Origin of the sequence: Pedobacter sp. ISL-64, assembly GCF_018613605.1 — a bacterium.
In the GTDB taxonomy this organism is placed as follows: domain Bacteria; phylum Bacteroidota; class Bacteroidia; order Sphingobacteriales; family Sphingobacteriaceae; genus Pedobacter.
The window spans coordinates 256973-274741 of sequence record NZ_JAGGPU010000002.1; the positions used below are offsets into that span (position 1 = coordinate 256973).

The following is a 17769-nucleotide window of genomic DNA, read 5'->3' on the forward strand; positions in this document are numbered from 1 at the left end:
TAATTTAAAATAGCATAAAATGAAAAAAATTATATACATCGCATTGATAAGTTTAAGCATCATTGGTGTTTATTCTTGTCGCAAATCACAAGTAGAGGATTTGAAGTTGCCAGATGCTGCCACCCGGAGTATAACAGGTGAGGGTATTGTGGTCGGAAATGTTTCAATCGACAATGAATATGTTAAAGTGCCTTTTAAAATCTCCTTAACCGGGGTGGCAGAAGAAGCTTTCCAGGTAGGTTTAACCTTAAATAACGATACGGTTACACAGTTAATTAATAATGGCACTATCGCAAACGGCGTACTCATGCCATCTGCTGCAGTAGAATATCCCAATGTAATTAACGTTGCTTATGGAACCGATAACAGTGAAGGTATTGCCATTGTTCGCAGATCGGTATTGGAACGTAATTATGGTAAAAAGGTTGTTTTTGCATTAAAGCTTTCGGCTCCGGGCAAAGGAAACAAAATCGCGGCTGGTAAGTCGACCATTTTAGTGATTATTAATACTGCAGATCTGTTAAAATCGACTGATATACACTACTTAACTTTAAATGGTGGGGGTATATATAATGTGGTTTATCAGGGCGACTACATTGTAGGGCCGGCAGGGGTAACCATTCCACTTATTGTAAGTTTGGAGAATCAGCCATCTACTGCATTCAATATCAAAATTAAAGAAAATGTAGATACTATTGCCACTTTAGTAGGTAGGGGAACCTTGCCTGCAGATGCAATACATTTGGCTGCCAAGGATTATTCAATTGATACTTTAGTTCGATTTGCTACAGGGGCGTCTAGTGCGATCGTCAGACTTCAGATCCCATGGCCGGTTTTTGATGCAAATATTGTCGCGAATAAGAAATTCGCGTTCGCCTTCAGTATCAGCGATGCCACAAACCATGTGATACATCCTACAAAAAGCAAATTAATCGTGGTAGTAGATCCTAATGTAAATTTAGATAACAACTCTTATATCACAGGAACTGGTACTGGTTTAACAGCAAAATACTATACCAATACGCAATTGGATCCTGATGATGGGCGTGCACCATTTGTAACCAGAATTGATGAAACCATTAACTTTAGTGGCGATGGATGGCCAGACAATGTAAAAAATGCTACCGGAACGCAATTAAGCAGAGATAACTTCGCAAGTAGATGGAAAGGTGAGTTTTTAGCCCCTGTACGTGGCACATATACTTTTTATCAAACCCGTTGGGATGATGGATCGAGATTATATGTAAACGGAGTTCCCTTGGTGAATGATTATACTACCCAGTGGGATAAAGATACACGTAAGGGCACCATATTTTTAGAACGTGGAAAACGTTATACTATTGAGGCACATCACCGCGAAAATGTAGGTGGGCAGCAAGCGTATCTGGAAATTGAAGTGCCAAATGTTTTGTCGAAAAGAGTTATACCAAAATCTCAATTATTTCCAACACCTTAAATATTAATAAGATATGAAAAATAACGTAAAAAGATTATTCAGTATTCTATCTCTTTTAATACTTATTGTAATTACAACAGTAAAGTGTAAGAAAGATGCAGAAGAGGTGGTTCCAGTGGTAGACGAACCTAAACCAACAGCAGGTTTTGCCTATATAAAGCCAGATACCTTTAAATTTTTAGAATACCAGTTTACCGGAAGTTCTACAAACTATAAAAGCCTGTTATGGCAGTTTGGTGATGATAGTACCTCTGTTTTGGTCAATCCAAAACATACGTACCGTTTTCCTGGCAAATATAAAGTAACCCTAACAACCAGGAATAGCCAAGGCTATTCTGCAGCCAAAGAAGTGTTGCTTAATGTTGTAGATCCTACAATAAATTATTCTATCTGCGGCGAAAATTACATGAAAACCATTGGTGGTAAATTTTCGGTCAACCTCGAAGCAGGTGCAGGCGCCGATTCTGGTGAAGGTTCTAAAAAACTGGTCGATCAGGATATAAATACGAAATTCTTGCAGGCAGGTTTCGATGGTACGCAGAAATGTACCTTCGAGCTGGCAACGCCACAGGTTGTTGGTGCTTATACATTAACTTCGGGTAATGATGCACCAGACCGCGATCCAAGATTCTGGATTTTGCAAGGCTCATTAGACGGTATTCAGTATACCGATTTGCATACGGTTACGGTATGCCCGTGGGAGAATAATGATAGTAGCAGAAAACAGACTAAACTTTTCCACTTCGATAATTACATTGCTTATAAGTTTTACCGTCTTTACATTAAATCGAACAGGGGAAGCCGTGTGTTTCAATTGGCCGAGTGGACAATCAACAAAAAACAACCTTAGTTTATAGGTTTTATGCACAATTTGAAAGGTACATGGAGCTTAAAAACTTCATGTATTTTTTTTGAGGGTTTGATATTAATTGTCATTTAGACAATTAAAAATTTGAAATCTCTAACAAAAGTAAATTATATTTTATACTTTAGTAAAACGTTTAACTACAGTTAAATCTAACCAGAATATAATATCAGACTTCAATACACACACATTATGAACAAAACCAACACTTTAAAATTCTTCGGCATACTGGGCTGCATGTTTGTAGGCGGTTTGCTAAAGGCACAGGAGCGAAAGGCACCTGCCTATCCTTTAATTACACACAATACCTATTTCAGTATCTGGTCTACTACCGACAAATTAAACGAATCTTCCACCCAGCATTGGACCGGGGCCGATAATTCTCTTTTAGGCTTAATCAATGTTGATGGCGGTATTTATCGCTTTTTAGGTAAAGAAACCACTACCTACAAAACGGTTGTACCCGCTTCTGATGAAAAAGGATATGACGTAAAATATACCGAAACGGAACCTCAGGGCGACTGGAAAGCCGAAAACTATAGTGCAAGTAACTGGCAAACCGGTGCCGCACCAATTGGTGATGATGCAAAAAATGTAAAAACACTTTGGAAATCGCACGATATCTGGGTAAGAAGAACTATCAACGTGGCAAACCCTGCATCGATAAACGAACTCTTCTTAAAAATAAACCACGACGATAATATTGAAGTTTATTTAAACGGGAAAAAAATATACACCAAAGAAGGCTGGACGAACAGCTTTCAGTATGTTGCTTTAAGCAAGGGCGATAAGAGTGCCTTAAAATCGGGATCAAACGTAATCGCCATCCATTTATTAAATACCGCTGGTGGCCGTTTCCTTGATTTTGGTCTGGTTGATAAATTAAAGGATAATGCCGAAAAAGTACAGATAGCCAAACAAAAAAGTGTCGATATCAATGCTACGCAGACTATTTACAACTTCACTTGTGGCAAAATCGATCTAAAATTAACCTTTACCTCGCCATTGTTGATGAACGATTTGGGTTTATTCGCACGTCCGGTTTCTTATGTTTCGTACCAGGTACAAGCGAACGATGGTAAAACGCACCAGGTAAAAGTTTACGTCAGTGCGTCGTCAAATATTGCAGTTTACCGTCCAACGCAAGAGGTTACCGCAAGCAAATACAGCACGGCTAAATTGTTGGTACTAAAAACGGGTACGGTAGAGCAACCGATTTTGCAAAAGGCAAGCGATGATATGCGTATCGATTGGGGTTACTTTTATGTAGCCGCTCCAAAAACAAGTAATGCGATTCAATTTGTAACTGCAGAAAAAGATGCAGCTGATGCTTTTAGAAAAGGAAATTCAGCTTCAACCGCTAAACAGGGTAAAATGCTCGCATTAAATACAGTTATCCCCTTTGGAACGGTAGGTAAAGCTGCGGTAGAAAAATATGTTGAACTGGGTTATGATGAAATTTATTCTGTTCAATACTTCAATAAAAATTTAAGACCATGGTGGAATACCTCGGGTAAAGAAACCATCGAAGCACAACTAACTGCTGCTGCAGACGAGTACAAAACAGTGATCCAGAAATGCGAGGCTTTTAACAAAACTTTATATGCCGATGCCTTAAAATCAGGTGGTAAAGAATATGCCGATTTATGTGTTTTAGGTTATCGCCAGAGCATTGCTGCACATACTTTGGTAAAGAGCCCGCAGGGTGAAATTTTATGGTTATCTAAGGAAAACAACAGTGGTGGTTTTATCAATACCGTTGATGTTACTTACCCTTCGGCACCATTGTACCTGATTTATAATCCTGAACTGTTACAGGGCATGTTGAATGGTATTTTCTATTTCAGCGAAAGCGGAAAATATCCTCACCCTTGGGCAGCTCACGATCTGGGAACCTATCCGTTAGCAAACGGACAAACTTATGGTGAGCCAATGCCGGTTGAAGAATCGGGCAACATGATTATTTTAACTGCTGCAATTGCCAAAGCACAGGGGAATGCCAATTATGCCAAAGCGCATTGGAAAACCTTAACCACCTGGGTTGATTATTTAACCAAAGAGGGCCTAGATCCAAAAACGCAGTTATGTACCGATGATTTTGCCGGTCACCTTGCCCGTAATGCCAACTTATCGGTAAAAGCGATTGTAGGTATAGCCTGTTATGCACAAATGGCCCAAACATTAGGCTATGATGATATAGCCCAAAAATATAGGGCTATTGCCGAAAGTATGGTGCCAAAATGGATAGAAATGGCCGATGCTGGCGATCACTACGCCTTAACTTTTGATAATAAAAATACATGGAGCCAGAAGTATAACCTGGTTTGGGATAAGGTTTTAAAGTTAAACCTGTTTCCGCAAAAGATATACGAAACCGAAACCAAATACTACCTGACGAAACAAAATAGATACGGTATTCCGTTGGATAGCAGAAAGGCCTACACTAAAAATGACTGGATCCTGTGGACTGCTACTTTTGCACCAACACAAAGAGAATTCGAAGCTCTGGTTCACCCGGTTTACAAACACGCTATCGAAACCGAGTCGAGAGTGCCTTTAAACGATTTTTATGATTCAAATACCGGTATCCGCGATAATTTTAAAGCCCGGAGTGTAGTAGGCGGTTTTTACATGAAAATGCTTGCCGATAAATTAGCTGGCAAATAAATTTTAGCCCTTAAAATTAACAATTAAAGGCTCTGCATCTAGTTGCAGGGCCTTTTTGTGTTGTCCTTGGTCTGTGGGGACACAGACCAAATAGACAATTGTATATATACAAGCAAAAAAAGCTATTTGAGTAGCTATTAGAATTAGAAAATGACTGGCCTGCGGTTCTTGGAGGCCGTTAGTCCTGCTTTACGCTTTACTCCGTTGCACTTCGTGTTCGCTCCAATCCAGGTTTAGGAACAAGGGTTCTGCACCCAACAATCCAGAAAATGAAATACTGTTTTGGCCCAATAGCCACGGTTGCAGCGCTACCCTGCAGCAACGAGGAAGTGAAGCGTATAAGCGTAAAACGGGAAGAAACTTACTGTTTTGTACTGGCCTTGCGCTCCAAATGAAAATTGGTGTTTTAAACTAGGAAATTATCCTATCGGTTGGTGTCTCACCGACCGAAATAAAATCATAGCGTTTGTTATAAGATTGCCTCGCCGGCTGAAAAAGCCTTCTCGCATCCGATAGCTATCAGATGACAATTTATCTGATCAAAACTCAAACTCAAGCTGATTACTTTCTGGCTTTTCGATTTCTACATCATCATAAAAACGCGATAAGGTAATGCCTAACAACCTTACCTGGGTTAGGCCGATAGCTGCCTCTTCCAAAAGTTTAATCGCTTCAGCATAAATTACCTCTGCTTTATTTATTGGTGTGGCAAAAGACCGGCTGCGCGTAATGAGTTTAAAATCGGCAAATTTGATTTTTAAGGTTACCGTTTTTCCGCTGAGTTGATATTTTTCCAAACGTTTGGCCACGGTTTCACTGATCTGTTTTAGCAGATCGTGCATCACCGAATCTTCATTGGTATCTTCAGAAAGGGTATCTTCTGCACCAACTGATTTGGTTTCGCGATTCGACTGAACGGGGCGTTCATCAATGCCACGAACAATTTTATAATAAAACCTTCCCGATTTTCCGAATTGGGCAACAAGCTGGGCTTCAGTTAATTTTTTTAAATCTGCACCTGTATTAATCTGCATGGCCTTCATTTTGGTACCGGTAACTTTGCCTACCCCAAAAAATTTTTCAACCGGGAGTTTTTCCATAAAAGCTTCAATCTTCGATGGACCAATAAAAGTTAAACCATCTGGTTTGTTCATATCTGAAGCTACTTTGGCCACAAATTTATTGATCGATACGCCTGCTGAAGCCGTTAAGTTTAACTCATTTTTAATCGCATCTTTAATGGATTGAGCAATGTCAATAGCCGATCCGATTCCGAGCTTGTCTTCCGTTACATCAAGGTAGGCTTCATCTAACGAAAGGGGTTCTATAATATCAGTATACCGACTAAAAATTTCCCTCAGCGCTTTCGAAACCGCAGTATAGGCATCAAAACGGGGGTATACGAAAATTGCTGTCGGGCAAAGCTGGTAAGCTTTACTGCTCGGCATTGCAGAGCGGATTCCATATTGCCGTGCTTCGTAACTGGCTGTAGAAACTACGCCTCGGCTATCGGGCTTGCCACCAACTACTAAGGGCTTTCCCCGGTATTCAGGAAAATCGCGTTGCTCTACAGATGCATAAAAAGCATCCATATCGATATGAATTATTTTTCTTAAAACCGGTAGAGTTGAATCAGACATGCAATGATTTAAATTTCGTGATTTTTATCAGGATTATTGATCTAGATTTTTTTTCTTTACAAAATATGGAGAGAGCAATTCGTTTTTATAAAAATGCAAAGCACGAATGGTATGCCGATATACCCGAATGGGGAGGAGATATAGCCGATCTGCAAATGGTAGAGGGTGCCGATGAATTATTGAACTGGATAGCGATTGCCGGGGATGAATGCAAATTACTGATGGCTGATGCGCCTATTGAAAATGCCGAAATTTTAGATCTTGTTTATACCCGGGAAGAGAATTTGGGTGGTGGTGGCGACTATCTGTTAGAAAAATTTAGAGGAGAATTTAAGAACCATAAACTTTGGCTTTGCCATGTAACGGAATTTGTTTTTAAGCAATTGCCTGAACGGATTTATTTTAAGGAGATGAGTTAAGTGTGATCATTAAGAATATTATTCCCAACGTTTGTCATTTCGAGCGGAGTGTAACGCAGTCGAGAACCCGAAGACTCTGCGAAGCAAAATCTGTTATGGATCTCTCTCCCGAAAATTCGGGACTACGCGTCAGTCGAGATGACGATCGTTCTCGGAAAGCCATACACCCTAAACCTTATGCATTATACCTTTTATCTAATCCAACAATACCTCTACTTTATTAAGTAACGAATCCATTTCGAATGGTTTTTCCATAAAATCATTTGCACCGGCATCTAGCGCAGATTGTCTGATGTCTCTACTGGCCGAGATCATTAAAATAGGAATTTCCTTAAATTGAGGGTCGTTTTTAAGCTGTTTGCATATATCCCTGCCATCGTGCCCACTCATCCAGATATCAAGCATAATCAGATCTGGCTTATTTTTTACCGCATCTATTACCGCCCCCCCATCATATGTAAATTCAACATCATAACCCATCACTTCTAAAATCATCGTCACAGCATCAACAATTCCTTCATCGTCATCGGCAATGAGTATTTTTTTATTTCCCATTTTGTAATTTTATTTCATATCGTTTTGTTTTGCACCGGTAAATGAGATGATGATTAAAAGCGCATAATTATTAAAGCGGTAAAGATGCTTTTTGTTTTAAAAAAAATGAATATTTATTTAAAGAATTTTATGGTAAATATCAACTAATGTCAATTAATAAAATGTAGCTGTTTTATTCCCGCAATAGTGAATTAACTGATAAATTATTTTACATGGCAGATATTGGTGCATTAATGTTTTATATTTACAGTGTTTATTCAAATTAATTGGGTTTAATAGCCAAAAATGGATAGTATTAATATTAAGAAGTTAGCAGAAGCATTAAATTTATCTACTTCTACAATTTCGAGGGCTTTTAGGGATAATAGTGACATTAATGCGGCTACCAAAGCGCGTATATTAGCCAAAGCAAAAGAATTAAACTATCAGCCCAACCACTACGCCAGTAATTTAAGGGAGCAAAAAAGTAAAACCATTGCCGTTATTGTACCCGAATTGGCCAATAATTATTTCTCACAGGCCATTCACGGTATTGAACGCGTAGCCAGAGAAAATGGCTATCATATTCTGATTTACGTAACGGATGATGATTATAAAAAAGAAGTAACTTTTATCCGCCATTTGCACAATGGTAGGGCCGATGGTATTGTAATGTCGGTTTCAGGAGAAGCTAACGATCATAATTACCTCAATAAATTTGGAAGTAAAAGGCTGCCTTTGGTGTTTTTCGATCGGATTTACGAAGATATTGATACGCCAAGGGTAATTACAAATGATTATAACAGCAGTTTTCTGGCAACTGAGCATTTAATAGAGCAGGGCTGCAGTAGAATTGCCTACCTGGTGGTGAATAAAAGTTTATCGATAGGTAAAACACGTATGCAGGGCTATCTTGATGCATTGGCTAAACATCAGATTCCTTTCGAAGAAAATCTGATAGTTGATTGCAGTAACAGTTACGACGAAAATAGCATTATCATTAAAGAGGCTTTAACGCAATTAAAACCGGATGGTGTTTTTACCTCGGTTGAACGTTTGGCCTTTGCCACTTATTATGCGTGTTACGATCTCAATATCAACATCCCCAAAGATTTAAAGGTGATCAGTTTCTCAAGTTTGGAAATTGCTCCTTTGTTAAATCCCTCACTCACTACGATCACTCAACCCGCTACCGAAATAGGAGAGGAAGCGGCTAAATTACTGTTTACTATTTTAGATGATCATGCCGATAAGAATCTACCAAATGAGGTGGTTTTAGAGTCTAAAATTATCAAGCGGAATTCGACCGTAAACGGGTAAAAAAAGCCCTTAAAAAGGGGGTGGTTTTCAGCTTAAAATTCTCAAAAATTTTTGTCACTTAGTGTAAAATACGCAGAATTCTGACTTATTTTCGGGAACGTTCCCGAAAGTTGTTTGAATTTTGACCCAATTTTTTCGGGAACGTTCCCGAAAAAAGCTTCGAAAATGACTTAGTGTAATATTTACACTTTAAATTAAAATTTATCATTTTTAATTTATTGATTATCAAGTTATTGAAAATTTAAAAATTATTTAATATAGATTTTTAATTGTGGCGAAAAGCCAATTTTTACATTGATTTTCTTGTTGATATTTTGGCCCGAAATATATTTTTTAAATATATTTTGAAATATCATTAACAGCTGTAAATTAGGCCTATGTGTAAATCACTATAATATTTAACCAAATTTTTATACTTAAACGAGCTTCAAATATGAGAGTATTTTACCTGTTAAAACAGGGGCTTTTGGTGCTGTTAGTTTTTTCAGCATTAATGGTAAAAGCACAAACCGGATCGGTATCTGGTAAAGTGCTTGATGAAACCGGCCTGCCATTACCTGGCGCTTCTGTAGTTGTAAAAGGAACAACAAGAAGTACATCAACAGATGCCAATGGTAATTATAAACTAGCAGGTTTATCGAATGGTTCGATAACGCTATCTGCAAGTTTTATCGGTTATCAAACCCTTGATAAAGCTGTAAGCATTTCAGCAAATGCTACTGTTAATTTTCAATTGGCACCCGATGCACAAAAACTGAATGAAGTAGTGGTAATCGGTTATGGTACTGCAGAAAAGAAAAACCTAACCGGGTCTATTACCACAGTAAACTCGAAAGATTTTCAGAAAGGTACCATTACTACGCCTGAACAATTGATCCAGGGTAAGGTAGCAGGGGTGAACATTATCTCTAATAGTGGTCAACCTGGAGTAGGTAGCCAAATCCGTATCCGTGGTGGGGCATCATTAAATGCAAGTAACGATCCTCTTATCGTAATTGACGGGGTTCCCTTCAGTGGTAACGCTATTGGTAATGCGCCAAGCCCATTATCATTGGTCAACCCGAACGATATCGAAACCTTTACCGTTTTAAAGGATGCAAATGCAACAGCCATTTATGGTTCGAGGGCATCGAACGGGGTAATTTTAATTACGACCAAAAAAGGTGCATCAGGTGCACCGGTGTTTAATTTTAGCACCAACAATTCTATCGCCACGGTTGCCAAAAAGGTGGATATCCTTTCCTCAGGCCAGATCCGTGATTTCGTGAATGCGAACCCCAATGCAAGTTATGACGATGGTAAAAAATTCACTTCGTTACTGGGCAGTTCAAATACCGATTGGCAGGATGAAATTTATCAGAACGCATTTTCTACCGATAACAGTTTAAGCATTGCAGGCTCATTTAAAGGGGTTCCTTACCGTGTTTCTGCTGGTTATTTAGATCAGCAAGGCCTTTTGATCACCGATCATTTTTCCCGTGGAACCGGTGCAATCAGCATTTCGCCAAAATTATTCCAGGAGCATTTAAAAATCGACTTAAACTTAAAAGGTGCGTTAACCCAGTCGCATTTTGCTAATGCCGGTGCTGTTGGTGCTGCTATCCAGTTCGATCCAACACAATCAGTAAACGCAAACAATAGCTTTGGTAACTACTTCGAATGGTTAAGAAGCGATGGTACGGTAAATCCGAATGCACCGCGCAACCCGGTAGGTTTAATCAGGCTGAACGATAACAATGGTAATGCCGAAAGAAGTTTTGGTAACGCACGTTTCGATTACTCTTTCCACTTTTTACCAGAATTGCACGCTAATTTAAATTTAGGTTACGATCTGTCTAAAGGCTACGGTGATGTTCGTATTCCGGTTTATGCTGCACAAAGCATTTCAACTTCAGGATCATATACCCATTCTTTGAATACAGAAACCAACAAACTTTCTGAGTTTTACTTAAACTACGCACATACTGTAGAGAGCATTAAAAGCCGTTTTGATGTAACTGCAGGTTACGGATATTACGATAACTCAAAAACCGGTTTCAACTTTACTTCTTACAAAGGAACCGGAGAGGCGTTGGTAACACCTGTTTTCCCTTTCTCTACCGATCGTGATAAATTACTTTCTTACTACGGAAGGTTTATTTATACTTTGGCAGATAAATATATTTTATCTGGAACATTAAGGGCTGATGCTTCTTCAAAATTTGCAGAGCAAAACCGTTGGGGCTATTTTCCTTCAGCTGCTTTTACCTGGAGAATTTCAAACGAGAATTTCTTGAAAAACAGCTCATCGGTTTCTGATTTAAAACTCCGTTTAAGTTACGGTCAAACAGGTAATAAAGATGGTATCGGCTATTACGATTACCTATCTAAATATTATGCCAATAGCAATACCGGCCAATACCAGATCGGTAATACTTTTTACAACTATTATACTCCGGCAGCTTACGATCCTGATCTGAAATGGGAAACTACTACCACCTATAATGCAGGTTTGGATTATGGTTTTATGAAAGGCCGTTTATACGGAAGTATCGATGTGTATTACAAAAAGACTTCTGATCTTTTAAGCAAAATCAATATTCCCGTAGGTACGAACTTTAACAACGAGTTAACAACGAATGTGGGTAATATGGATGTTAAAGGTGTTGAGGGAAGCTTAAACTTCTCGGCAATCAAAACCGAAAACACCAGCTGGGATTTTGGTGTAAACATTGCATACAACAAAAGAAAAGTAACCAATTTAACCTTAAATCCCGATCCTGCTTCGAAAGTTGGTGCAGGCGATATTACAGGTGGTACCGGTGTTACCTTAAAATATAATGCCGTTAACCAAATCCCTGGATCTTTTTTCGTATACAAACAAGTGTACAACGCAGATGGAAAACCTTTAGAAGGTGTTTATGAAGATCTGAACAAAGATGGCGTGATCAATACCAGCGATCAGTATTTTTATAAATCACCTGATCCAAATATTACCCTGGGTTTCAATACTTCCTTTTCGTACAAGAAATGGAGTTTTACTACGTCGCTTAGGGCTAACTTTGGTAACTACATATATGATAACGTTTCATCAAACTTTGGTGTCAGAGCGAATATCTTAAGTCCGGCAGGTGTAATCAACAATGCATCAACAGATTTTCTGGCAACCAATTTCCAGAACAACCAGTTCTTAAGCGATTATTATATTAAAAACGCTTCATTCCTGAAAATGGACAATGCAGGTATTTCTTACAACGCCGGCAAGTTATCTAAAACCGGAACAGCCTCGTTAAGGATATCGGCAAACTGCCAGAATGTTTTTACCGTAACCAAGTACAATGGTATAGATCCTGAGTTGAGCGGTGGTATTGATTATAACCTATATCCGCGTCCGCGCACGTATACTTTAGGTTTTAATGTTGGTTTTTAATAAGGAGACAAAAAATGAAAAACTCATTTAAAATAATATTGGCATCAGGTGTTTTATTGTTGTCATTAAATTCATGCAAAAAAGGAGATTTAAACGTATTGCCCACCAATGATGTTACTGCGGCAACCGTTTATGCTACTCCGGCAGGGTATAAACAAGGTTTGGTTAAATTATATGCGGCTTATGCATTAACCAGTTCTACAGGATCGGATAATAGTGATATCGGTGGATTGAACTCGGGTTTTGCAGATTTCCTACGTTTATTCTGGACTTCACAAGAGTTGGTAACCGATGAGGCGATCTGTGCCTGGGGAGATACCGGTATTCCGGAATTGGATTATGGTACACCAAGTGTGGATAACCAGTTTTTAAGGGGATTATACTCAAGAAGTATTTTACAGATTACGGTTTGTAATGAATTTCTTCGAGAAAGTACAGCCGATAAATTGGCTTCACGCAACATTACAGGTACCGACGCTGCAGATATTACCAGATATCGTGCAGAAGCCCGTTTTTTACGTGCTTATCAATATTGGGTGCTTTTAGATGCCTTTGGTAATCCTCCTTTTGTTACCGAAAATGATGAAATCGGTAAAGTAGCCCCAAAACAGATCCAAAGGGCTGCCCTTTTTACTTATATCGAATCAGAACTGAAAGCAATTGAGGGCGATTTAGCCAATGCGCGTAGCAACGAATATGGCCGTGCAGATAAAGGCGCTGATTGGGCTTTATTGGCCAGGTTATATTTAAATGCGCAGGTTTATACCGGAACTGCAAAATATACAGAAGCCATTACTTACTCGAGCAAGGTGATTGCTGCGGGTTATAGCTTAAAATCCAATTATACCGATCTTTTTAAAGCGGATAATAACATTAACAATACCGAGAATATTTTAACCATTAATTATGATGGAGTAACAGGTACCAATTATGGAGGCACCACATTCCTGATCAATGCAGGTATTAATGCCGATATGGGTACAGCATCTTATGGCGTACCTAATGGTGGTTGGGGAGGTAACAGGACCCGTCAGAATTTACCTGCGCTATTTCCAGATGCAAATGGAACTTTAGATAAACGCGGTACTTTCTTCGGTGCAAAAAATACAGTTGATGAAATTGGCGTATTTACAGATGGATTGCGTGTTACAAAATTTAAAAACATCATTGGTACCAGCACCATACCTCCATCATTAAATGGAACATTCAGCTCTTTGGATTTTGCCATTTTCCGCTTGGCCGAACAGTATTTAATTTACGGCGAAGCAGTTGCCCGTGGTGGTTCAGGTGGTGATGCAGGGAAAGCGCTCGAATATGTTAATGCCTTACGTCAACGTGCTTATGGCAATGCATCAGGTAATCTGACTCCAGCTGCATTAACTGTCGATTTTTATTTGGATGAACGTGCCCGCGAATTATACTGGGAAGGCCACCGCCGTACCGATTTAGTGCGTTATGGTAAATTTACCGGTGGTACTTACCTATGGCCATTTAAAGGCGGAGTTAAAGCCGGAACATCTATTCCAGCTTATCGTAACATTTATCCGATTCCGGCGGCAGATTTAATTGCCAATCCGAATCTGGTTCAAAACACAGGTTATTAATCTTAATATTTTAATAAGATATGAAATCAATATTTTTCAAAACCTTGGCCTTTTGCTTTGTAGCATTGTCGCTTTGGTCGTGTAAAAAAGACGAAACCCAAACGGTTTCAATTGTTGGGGCAGCAGGCACACTTACCGCTTCTACCAATACATTGAGTTTGGTACAGGCAAATGGTGCGCAGGCCGCATTAACATTAAGCTATCCACTGGCTACGTCATCAGGTTATGTGGTGCCAGTAAACTCAACCTTACAGTTCGCGTTAAAGGGCACTAACTTTGCTGCTCCAAAAGAAGTAGTGGTTACCGCGAAAACTTATGCACCAACCGTAACCGAAATCAACAACATGATTTTGGCTTTAGGTGGAAAAGTTGGCGTTGCCGCCCAGATTGAAGTAAGGTTGAAATCGGGAGCAGCCGTAAACGATTTAACTTACTCAAACGTGATCACTTTAACCGCCACGCCTTATTTGGCTTCAGCATGGATTTATGTTCCAGGGGCTTATCAAGGATGGGATCCTGCTACTGCTGACAGTTTAATTTCGCTATCAAGCAATGGCGTTTATACCGGAATGATTGCTTATACCGCCGGAAACCTGGAGTTTAAAATCACTCCTTCCAAAAAATGGGATATTGCTTATGGCGATGCTGGTTCGGGTAAAATCAGCAGTAGTGCAGGCGATAACTTAAAATCGCCAGATGCCATAGTAAAACAGGTAACTGTTGATTTAAATGCCAAAACCATAGCTTTTTCAACACCGAACGAATGGTCGATTATTGGAGACGCAACTTTGGGTGGCTGGAACAATGATACCGACATGAAAGTGGTAAATGATGGAAAATCAAATAATTACTCCGTTAAAACAACCTTAACTGCTGGTGCATTGAAATTTAGGTTCAAACACGATTGGACAGTTAATCTTGGTGGTAGCATAACTGCTTTAACCAACAATGGCGATAACATTGCAGTAACCGTTCCCGGAACTTATACCATTACTTTAGATGTAGCCGCTAAAAAAGCTACAATGGTTAAAAACTAATCCTTATTATCTGCCCTGCAGTTACATACTGCGGGGCTTTTTTAAAATCTTTAAAGTTTTAGCATGAACAGATCTCATACCCATCCAAATTATCGGTTTCCAATTCATAATCATACTAATACTTCCTTTTTTAAAAGGGTAACAACAATTTTTACCCTACTGGTTGTTTTTCTAACAAACAATCTATTTGCCCAAAAGCTGGAACGGGTAGAGCCAATGTTCTGGTTTACAGGCATGCACAACCCTAAATTACAACTGCTGGTGCATGGCGATAATATTGCCAATACCACCGTGGCCTTAACCTATCCAGGGGTTAAGCTAATTAAGGTAAATAAAGTAGAAAATCCCAATTATTTATTTCTCGATTTAACAATTGCTGCGGCAGCCAAAGCCGGCAAATTCCCCATTAACTTTGCCGTTAATGGGAAAAAAATATTCAGTTACACTTACGAATTAAAAAACCGCGATAAAAGTGCCGGCAGGATTCAGGGCGTAACCAACAAAGATTTTATTTACCTGCTTATGCCCGATCGTTTTTCGAACGGCGATAAAAGCAACGATGTGGTTCAGGGTTTAACCGAAACTGCATTAAACCGCGATAGCATGTACTACCGCCATGGTGGCGATATACAAGGTGTAATTAACCACCTCGATTACCTGAAAGATTTAGGCGTAACTACAGTTTGGATGACACCAGAGGTAGAAAACGATATGCCACAGGCTTCTTACCACGGCTATGCGGTAACCGATCATTATGAAATAGATCCACGTTATGGAACAAATGCACTTTATAAAAAGTATGTAGAGATTGCCCATGCCAAAGGATTAAAAGTGATTAAAGATATTGTACATAACCACATTGGCACCCAACATTGGTTTTATAAAGATTTACCGATGAAAAGCTGGCTAAACCAATGGCCAAAGTATACGCAAACAAGTTACCGCGATCAGACCGTTATGGATGTACACGCCGCTGCGGCAGATCGTAAACAGATGTTAGATGGTTGGTTTGTACCTTCAATGCCCGATTTAAACCAGACCAATCTTTATGTACAGAATTACCTGACCCAAAACCACATCTGGTGGATCGAATATGCCGGTATTGATGGTTTACGCTTGGATACTTACGGATATAACGATCCGGTTTATATGGCCGATTGGGCTGTAAAAGTTCAGGCAGAATTTCCATATTTATCCGTTTTTGGCGAAACACTGGTAACTGCTGTGGCGAACCAGGCCTTTTTTACTGGTGGCAATACGGTTAACCGCGGTTTTGATACCCATTTGCAAGGGATTACCGATGCCACTTTAAAAGATGCGATTTACGAAGGAATCAACGGCAAAAATGGTTGGGTAGACGGAATTAACCGTTTGTATGCCACCTTAGCGCACGATTTTCTTTATAAAAACCCAAATACCAACTGCATCTTTTTAGACAACCACGATATGAGCCGCTTTTATTCGATGGTTGGAGAAGATTTTGATAAATACAAAATGGGAATGAGTATCCTGTTAACCATGCGGGGCATTCCCGAGATGTATTATGGAACAGAAATTTTAATGAAAAACTTTTCTAATCCTGATGGATTGATCCGTTCCGATTTTCCCGGTGGCTGGGACGGTGATAAAAAGGATAAATTTATAGCCGATGGCCGTACAGGCAAAGAAAATGAAGCTTTCAATTTTGTTAAAACATTGGCCAATTTCCGCAAAAACAGCGCAGCATTACAAACGGGTAAATTGATGCAGTTTGTTCCGCAAGATGATATTTATGTTTATTTCCGCTACAATGCAGAACCAAAAGGGACAGTAATGGTTATTGTAAACAACACTGAAAAAGAAAAAACATTAAATACCGATCGCTTTGCCGAAAGAACAAAAGGAATTACATCAGCTAAAAATGTAATTACCGACGAAAATATCAGTTTTCAAAACATCAAAGTGCCCGCTAAAACAACGTTGGTGTTGGAGTTAAGGTAAAAGGTCGAAGGTTTAAGGCGGAAGGTAATTGCTATTTGCCAAAAATAAGCTGTCTTGAAACCTGATACTCACTACAAAAAATTATAATAAAGATGCAAGATAATAATCATACAGAACCTTCTACCTTCAACCTTACACCTTCCGCCTCAATCAAGGCCTGTCTTTTTGATCTTGATGGCGTACTTGTAGATACTGCAGTTTACCATTATAAAGCCTGGAAACGTTTGGCCAATACCATGGGTTTCGATTTTACAGAAGAACAGAACGAACAGTTGAAAGGCGTTAGTCGCGTAGAAAGTTTAAATAAGATTCTTACCTGGGGTGGAGTAGATAAAACCGATGCAGAAAGAGAAGAACTCGCCAGTTTAAAAAATAGCTGGTATGTAGATATGATTACTAAAATGACACCGGCCGAAGTTTTGCCCGGAACGGTTGATTTCTTAACAGCGATTCACAAGGCCGGTTACAAATTGGCCTTGGGCTCGGCAAGTAAAAACTCGGGGATTATTTTAGAGAAGACAGACCTTGCTCATTTCTTCGATGAAATAGTTGATGGAAACATGGTAACCAAATCAAAACCTGATCCGGAAGTATTTTTAAAAGGGGCCGAACTTTTAGGTTTTGCACCTGATGAATGCGTGGTTTTTGAAGATGCTGTTGCCGGTGTAGAAGCCGCAAAAAGAGGTGGAATGAAAGCCATCGGCATTGGTGAAAAAAGTGTGCTTAGTCAAGCAGATGTGGTGGTAAGCGGATTAGACAAATTAACAGTTAAAGACCTAGAAGAATTGTAAAGGAGTAGCAAGTATTAAGTAGTAAGTATCAAGTAGTAAATTTATCT

General features: G+C 39.3%; 12 protein-coding genes. 10 read left to right on the forward strand and 2 right to left on the reverse strand.

Translation table 11 applies throughout. The annotated features are described in order from the left end of the window. The first annotated feature begins 19 nt into the window (after window positions 1–19). The 3 genes from J7E57_RS03695 to J7E57_RS03705 all read left to right on the forward strand — a co-directional run bounded on the left by J7E57_RS03695 (window position 20) and on the right by J7E57_RS03705 (window position 4988). The gene (locus J7E57_RS03695; protein ID WP_215125256.1) at window positions 20–1456 is read left to right on the forward strand and encodes a PA14 domain-containing protein; all 1437 of its coding nucleotides are present in this window, start codon (window positions 20–22) and stop codon (window positions 1454–1456) included. Between the two features lie 13 nt (window positions 1457–1469). Beyond that, window positions 1470–2306 carry a PKD domain-containing protein gene (locus J7E57_RS03700; RefSeq protein WP_215125257.1) on the forward strand — a complete coding sequence of 279 codons (837 nt, stop codon included), beginning with the start codon at window positions 1470–1472 and terminating at the stop codon, window positions 2304–2306. 207 nt (window positions 2307–2513) lie between these two features. After that, complete coding sequence (locus tag J7E57_RS03705; protein ID WP_215125258.1) at window positions 2514–4988, forward strand: glutaminase family protein; 2475 nt, start codon at window positions 2514–2516, stop codon at window positions 4986–4988. A 539-nt stretch (window positions 4989–5527) separates the two neighbouring features. Here the strand turns inward: J7E57_RS03705 and dinB are convergent. Continuing rightward, window positions 5528–6628: a DNA polymerase IV gene (gene dinB, locus J7E57_RS03710; protein WP_215125259.1), complete on the reverse strand. Its 1101-nt coding sequence runs from the start codon at window positions 6626–6628 to the stop codon at window positions 5528–5530. Window positions 6629–6693: 65 nt separating this feature from the next. On the opposite strand from dinB, the gene J7E57_RS03715 reads away from it, so the two are divergent. Beyond that, the gene (locus tag J7E57_RS03715; protein WP_215125260.1) at window positions 6694–7047 is read left to right on the forward strand and encodes a DUF6717 family protein; all 354 of its coding nucleotides are present in this window, start codon (window positions 6694–6696) and stop codon (window positions 7045–7047) included. Window positions 7048–7242: 195 nt separating this feature from the next. Here J7E57_RS03715 and J7E57_RS03720 read toward each other — a convergent pair whose 3' ends face one another. Continuing rightward, window positions 7243–7602, reverse strand: coding sequence for a PleD family two-component system response regulator (locus tag J7E57_RS03720; protein WP_029278891.1), 360 nt, complete (start codon window positions 7600–7602; stop codon window positions 7243–7245). 285 nt (window positions 7603–7887) lie between these two features. On the opposite strand from J7E57_RS03720, the gene J7E57_RS03725 reads away from it, so the two are divergent. The 6 genes from J7E57_RS03725 to pgmB all read left to right on the forward strand — a co-directional run bounded on the left by J7E57_RS03725 (window position 7888) and on the right by pgmB (window position 17722). Continuing rightward, window positions 7888–8901 (forward strand): LacI family DNA-binding transcriptional regulator, encoded by a 1014-nt coding sequence (locus tag J7E57_RS03725; RefSeq protein WP_215125261.1) that lies wholly within the window; start codon window positions 7888–7890, stop codon window positions 8899–8901. A 433-nt stretch (window positions 8902–9334) separates the two neighbouring features. Beyond that, window positions 9335–12310, forward strand: coding sequence for a SusC/RagA family TonB-linked outer membrane protein (locus J7E57_RS03730; protein WP_215125262.1), 2976 nt, complete (start codon window positions 9335–9337; stop codon window positions 12308–12310). Window positions 12311–12324: 14 nt separating this feature from the next. Next, window positions 12325–13914 carry a RagB/SusD family nutrient uptake outer membrane protein gene (locus J7E57_RS03735; protein WP_215125263.1) on the forward strand — a complete coding sequence of 530 codons (1590 nt, stop codon included), beginning with the start codon at window positions 12325–12327 and terminating at the stop codon, window positions 13912–13914. 20 nt (window positions 13915–13934) lie between these two features. Beyond that, on the forward strand, window positions 13935–14951 hold the full coding sequence (locus tag J7E57_RS03740) for a SusE domain-containing protein (protein ID WP_215125264.1): 1017 nt from the start codon (window positions 13935–13937) through the stop codon (window positions 14949–14951). A 63-nt stretch (window positions 14952–15014) separates the two neighbouring features. After that, window positions 15015–16931, forward strand: a complete 1917-nt coding sequence (locus J7E57_RS03745) for a glycoside hydrolase family 13 protein (protein ID WP_215125265.1) — start codon at window positions 15015–15017, stop codon at window positions 16929–16931. Window positions 16932–17023: 92 nt separating this feature from the next. Then, the gene (gene pgmB, locus J7E57_RS03750; protein WP_215125266.1) at window positions 17024–17722 is read left to right on the forward strand and encodes a beta-phosphoglucomutase; all 699 of its coding nucleotides are present in this window, start codon (window positions 17024–17026) and stop codon (window positions 17720–17722) included. Window positions 17723–17769: the final 47 nt, after the last annotated feature.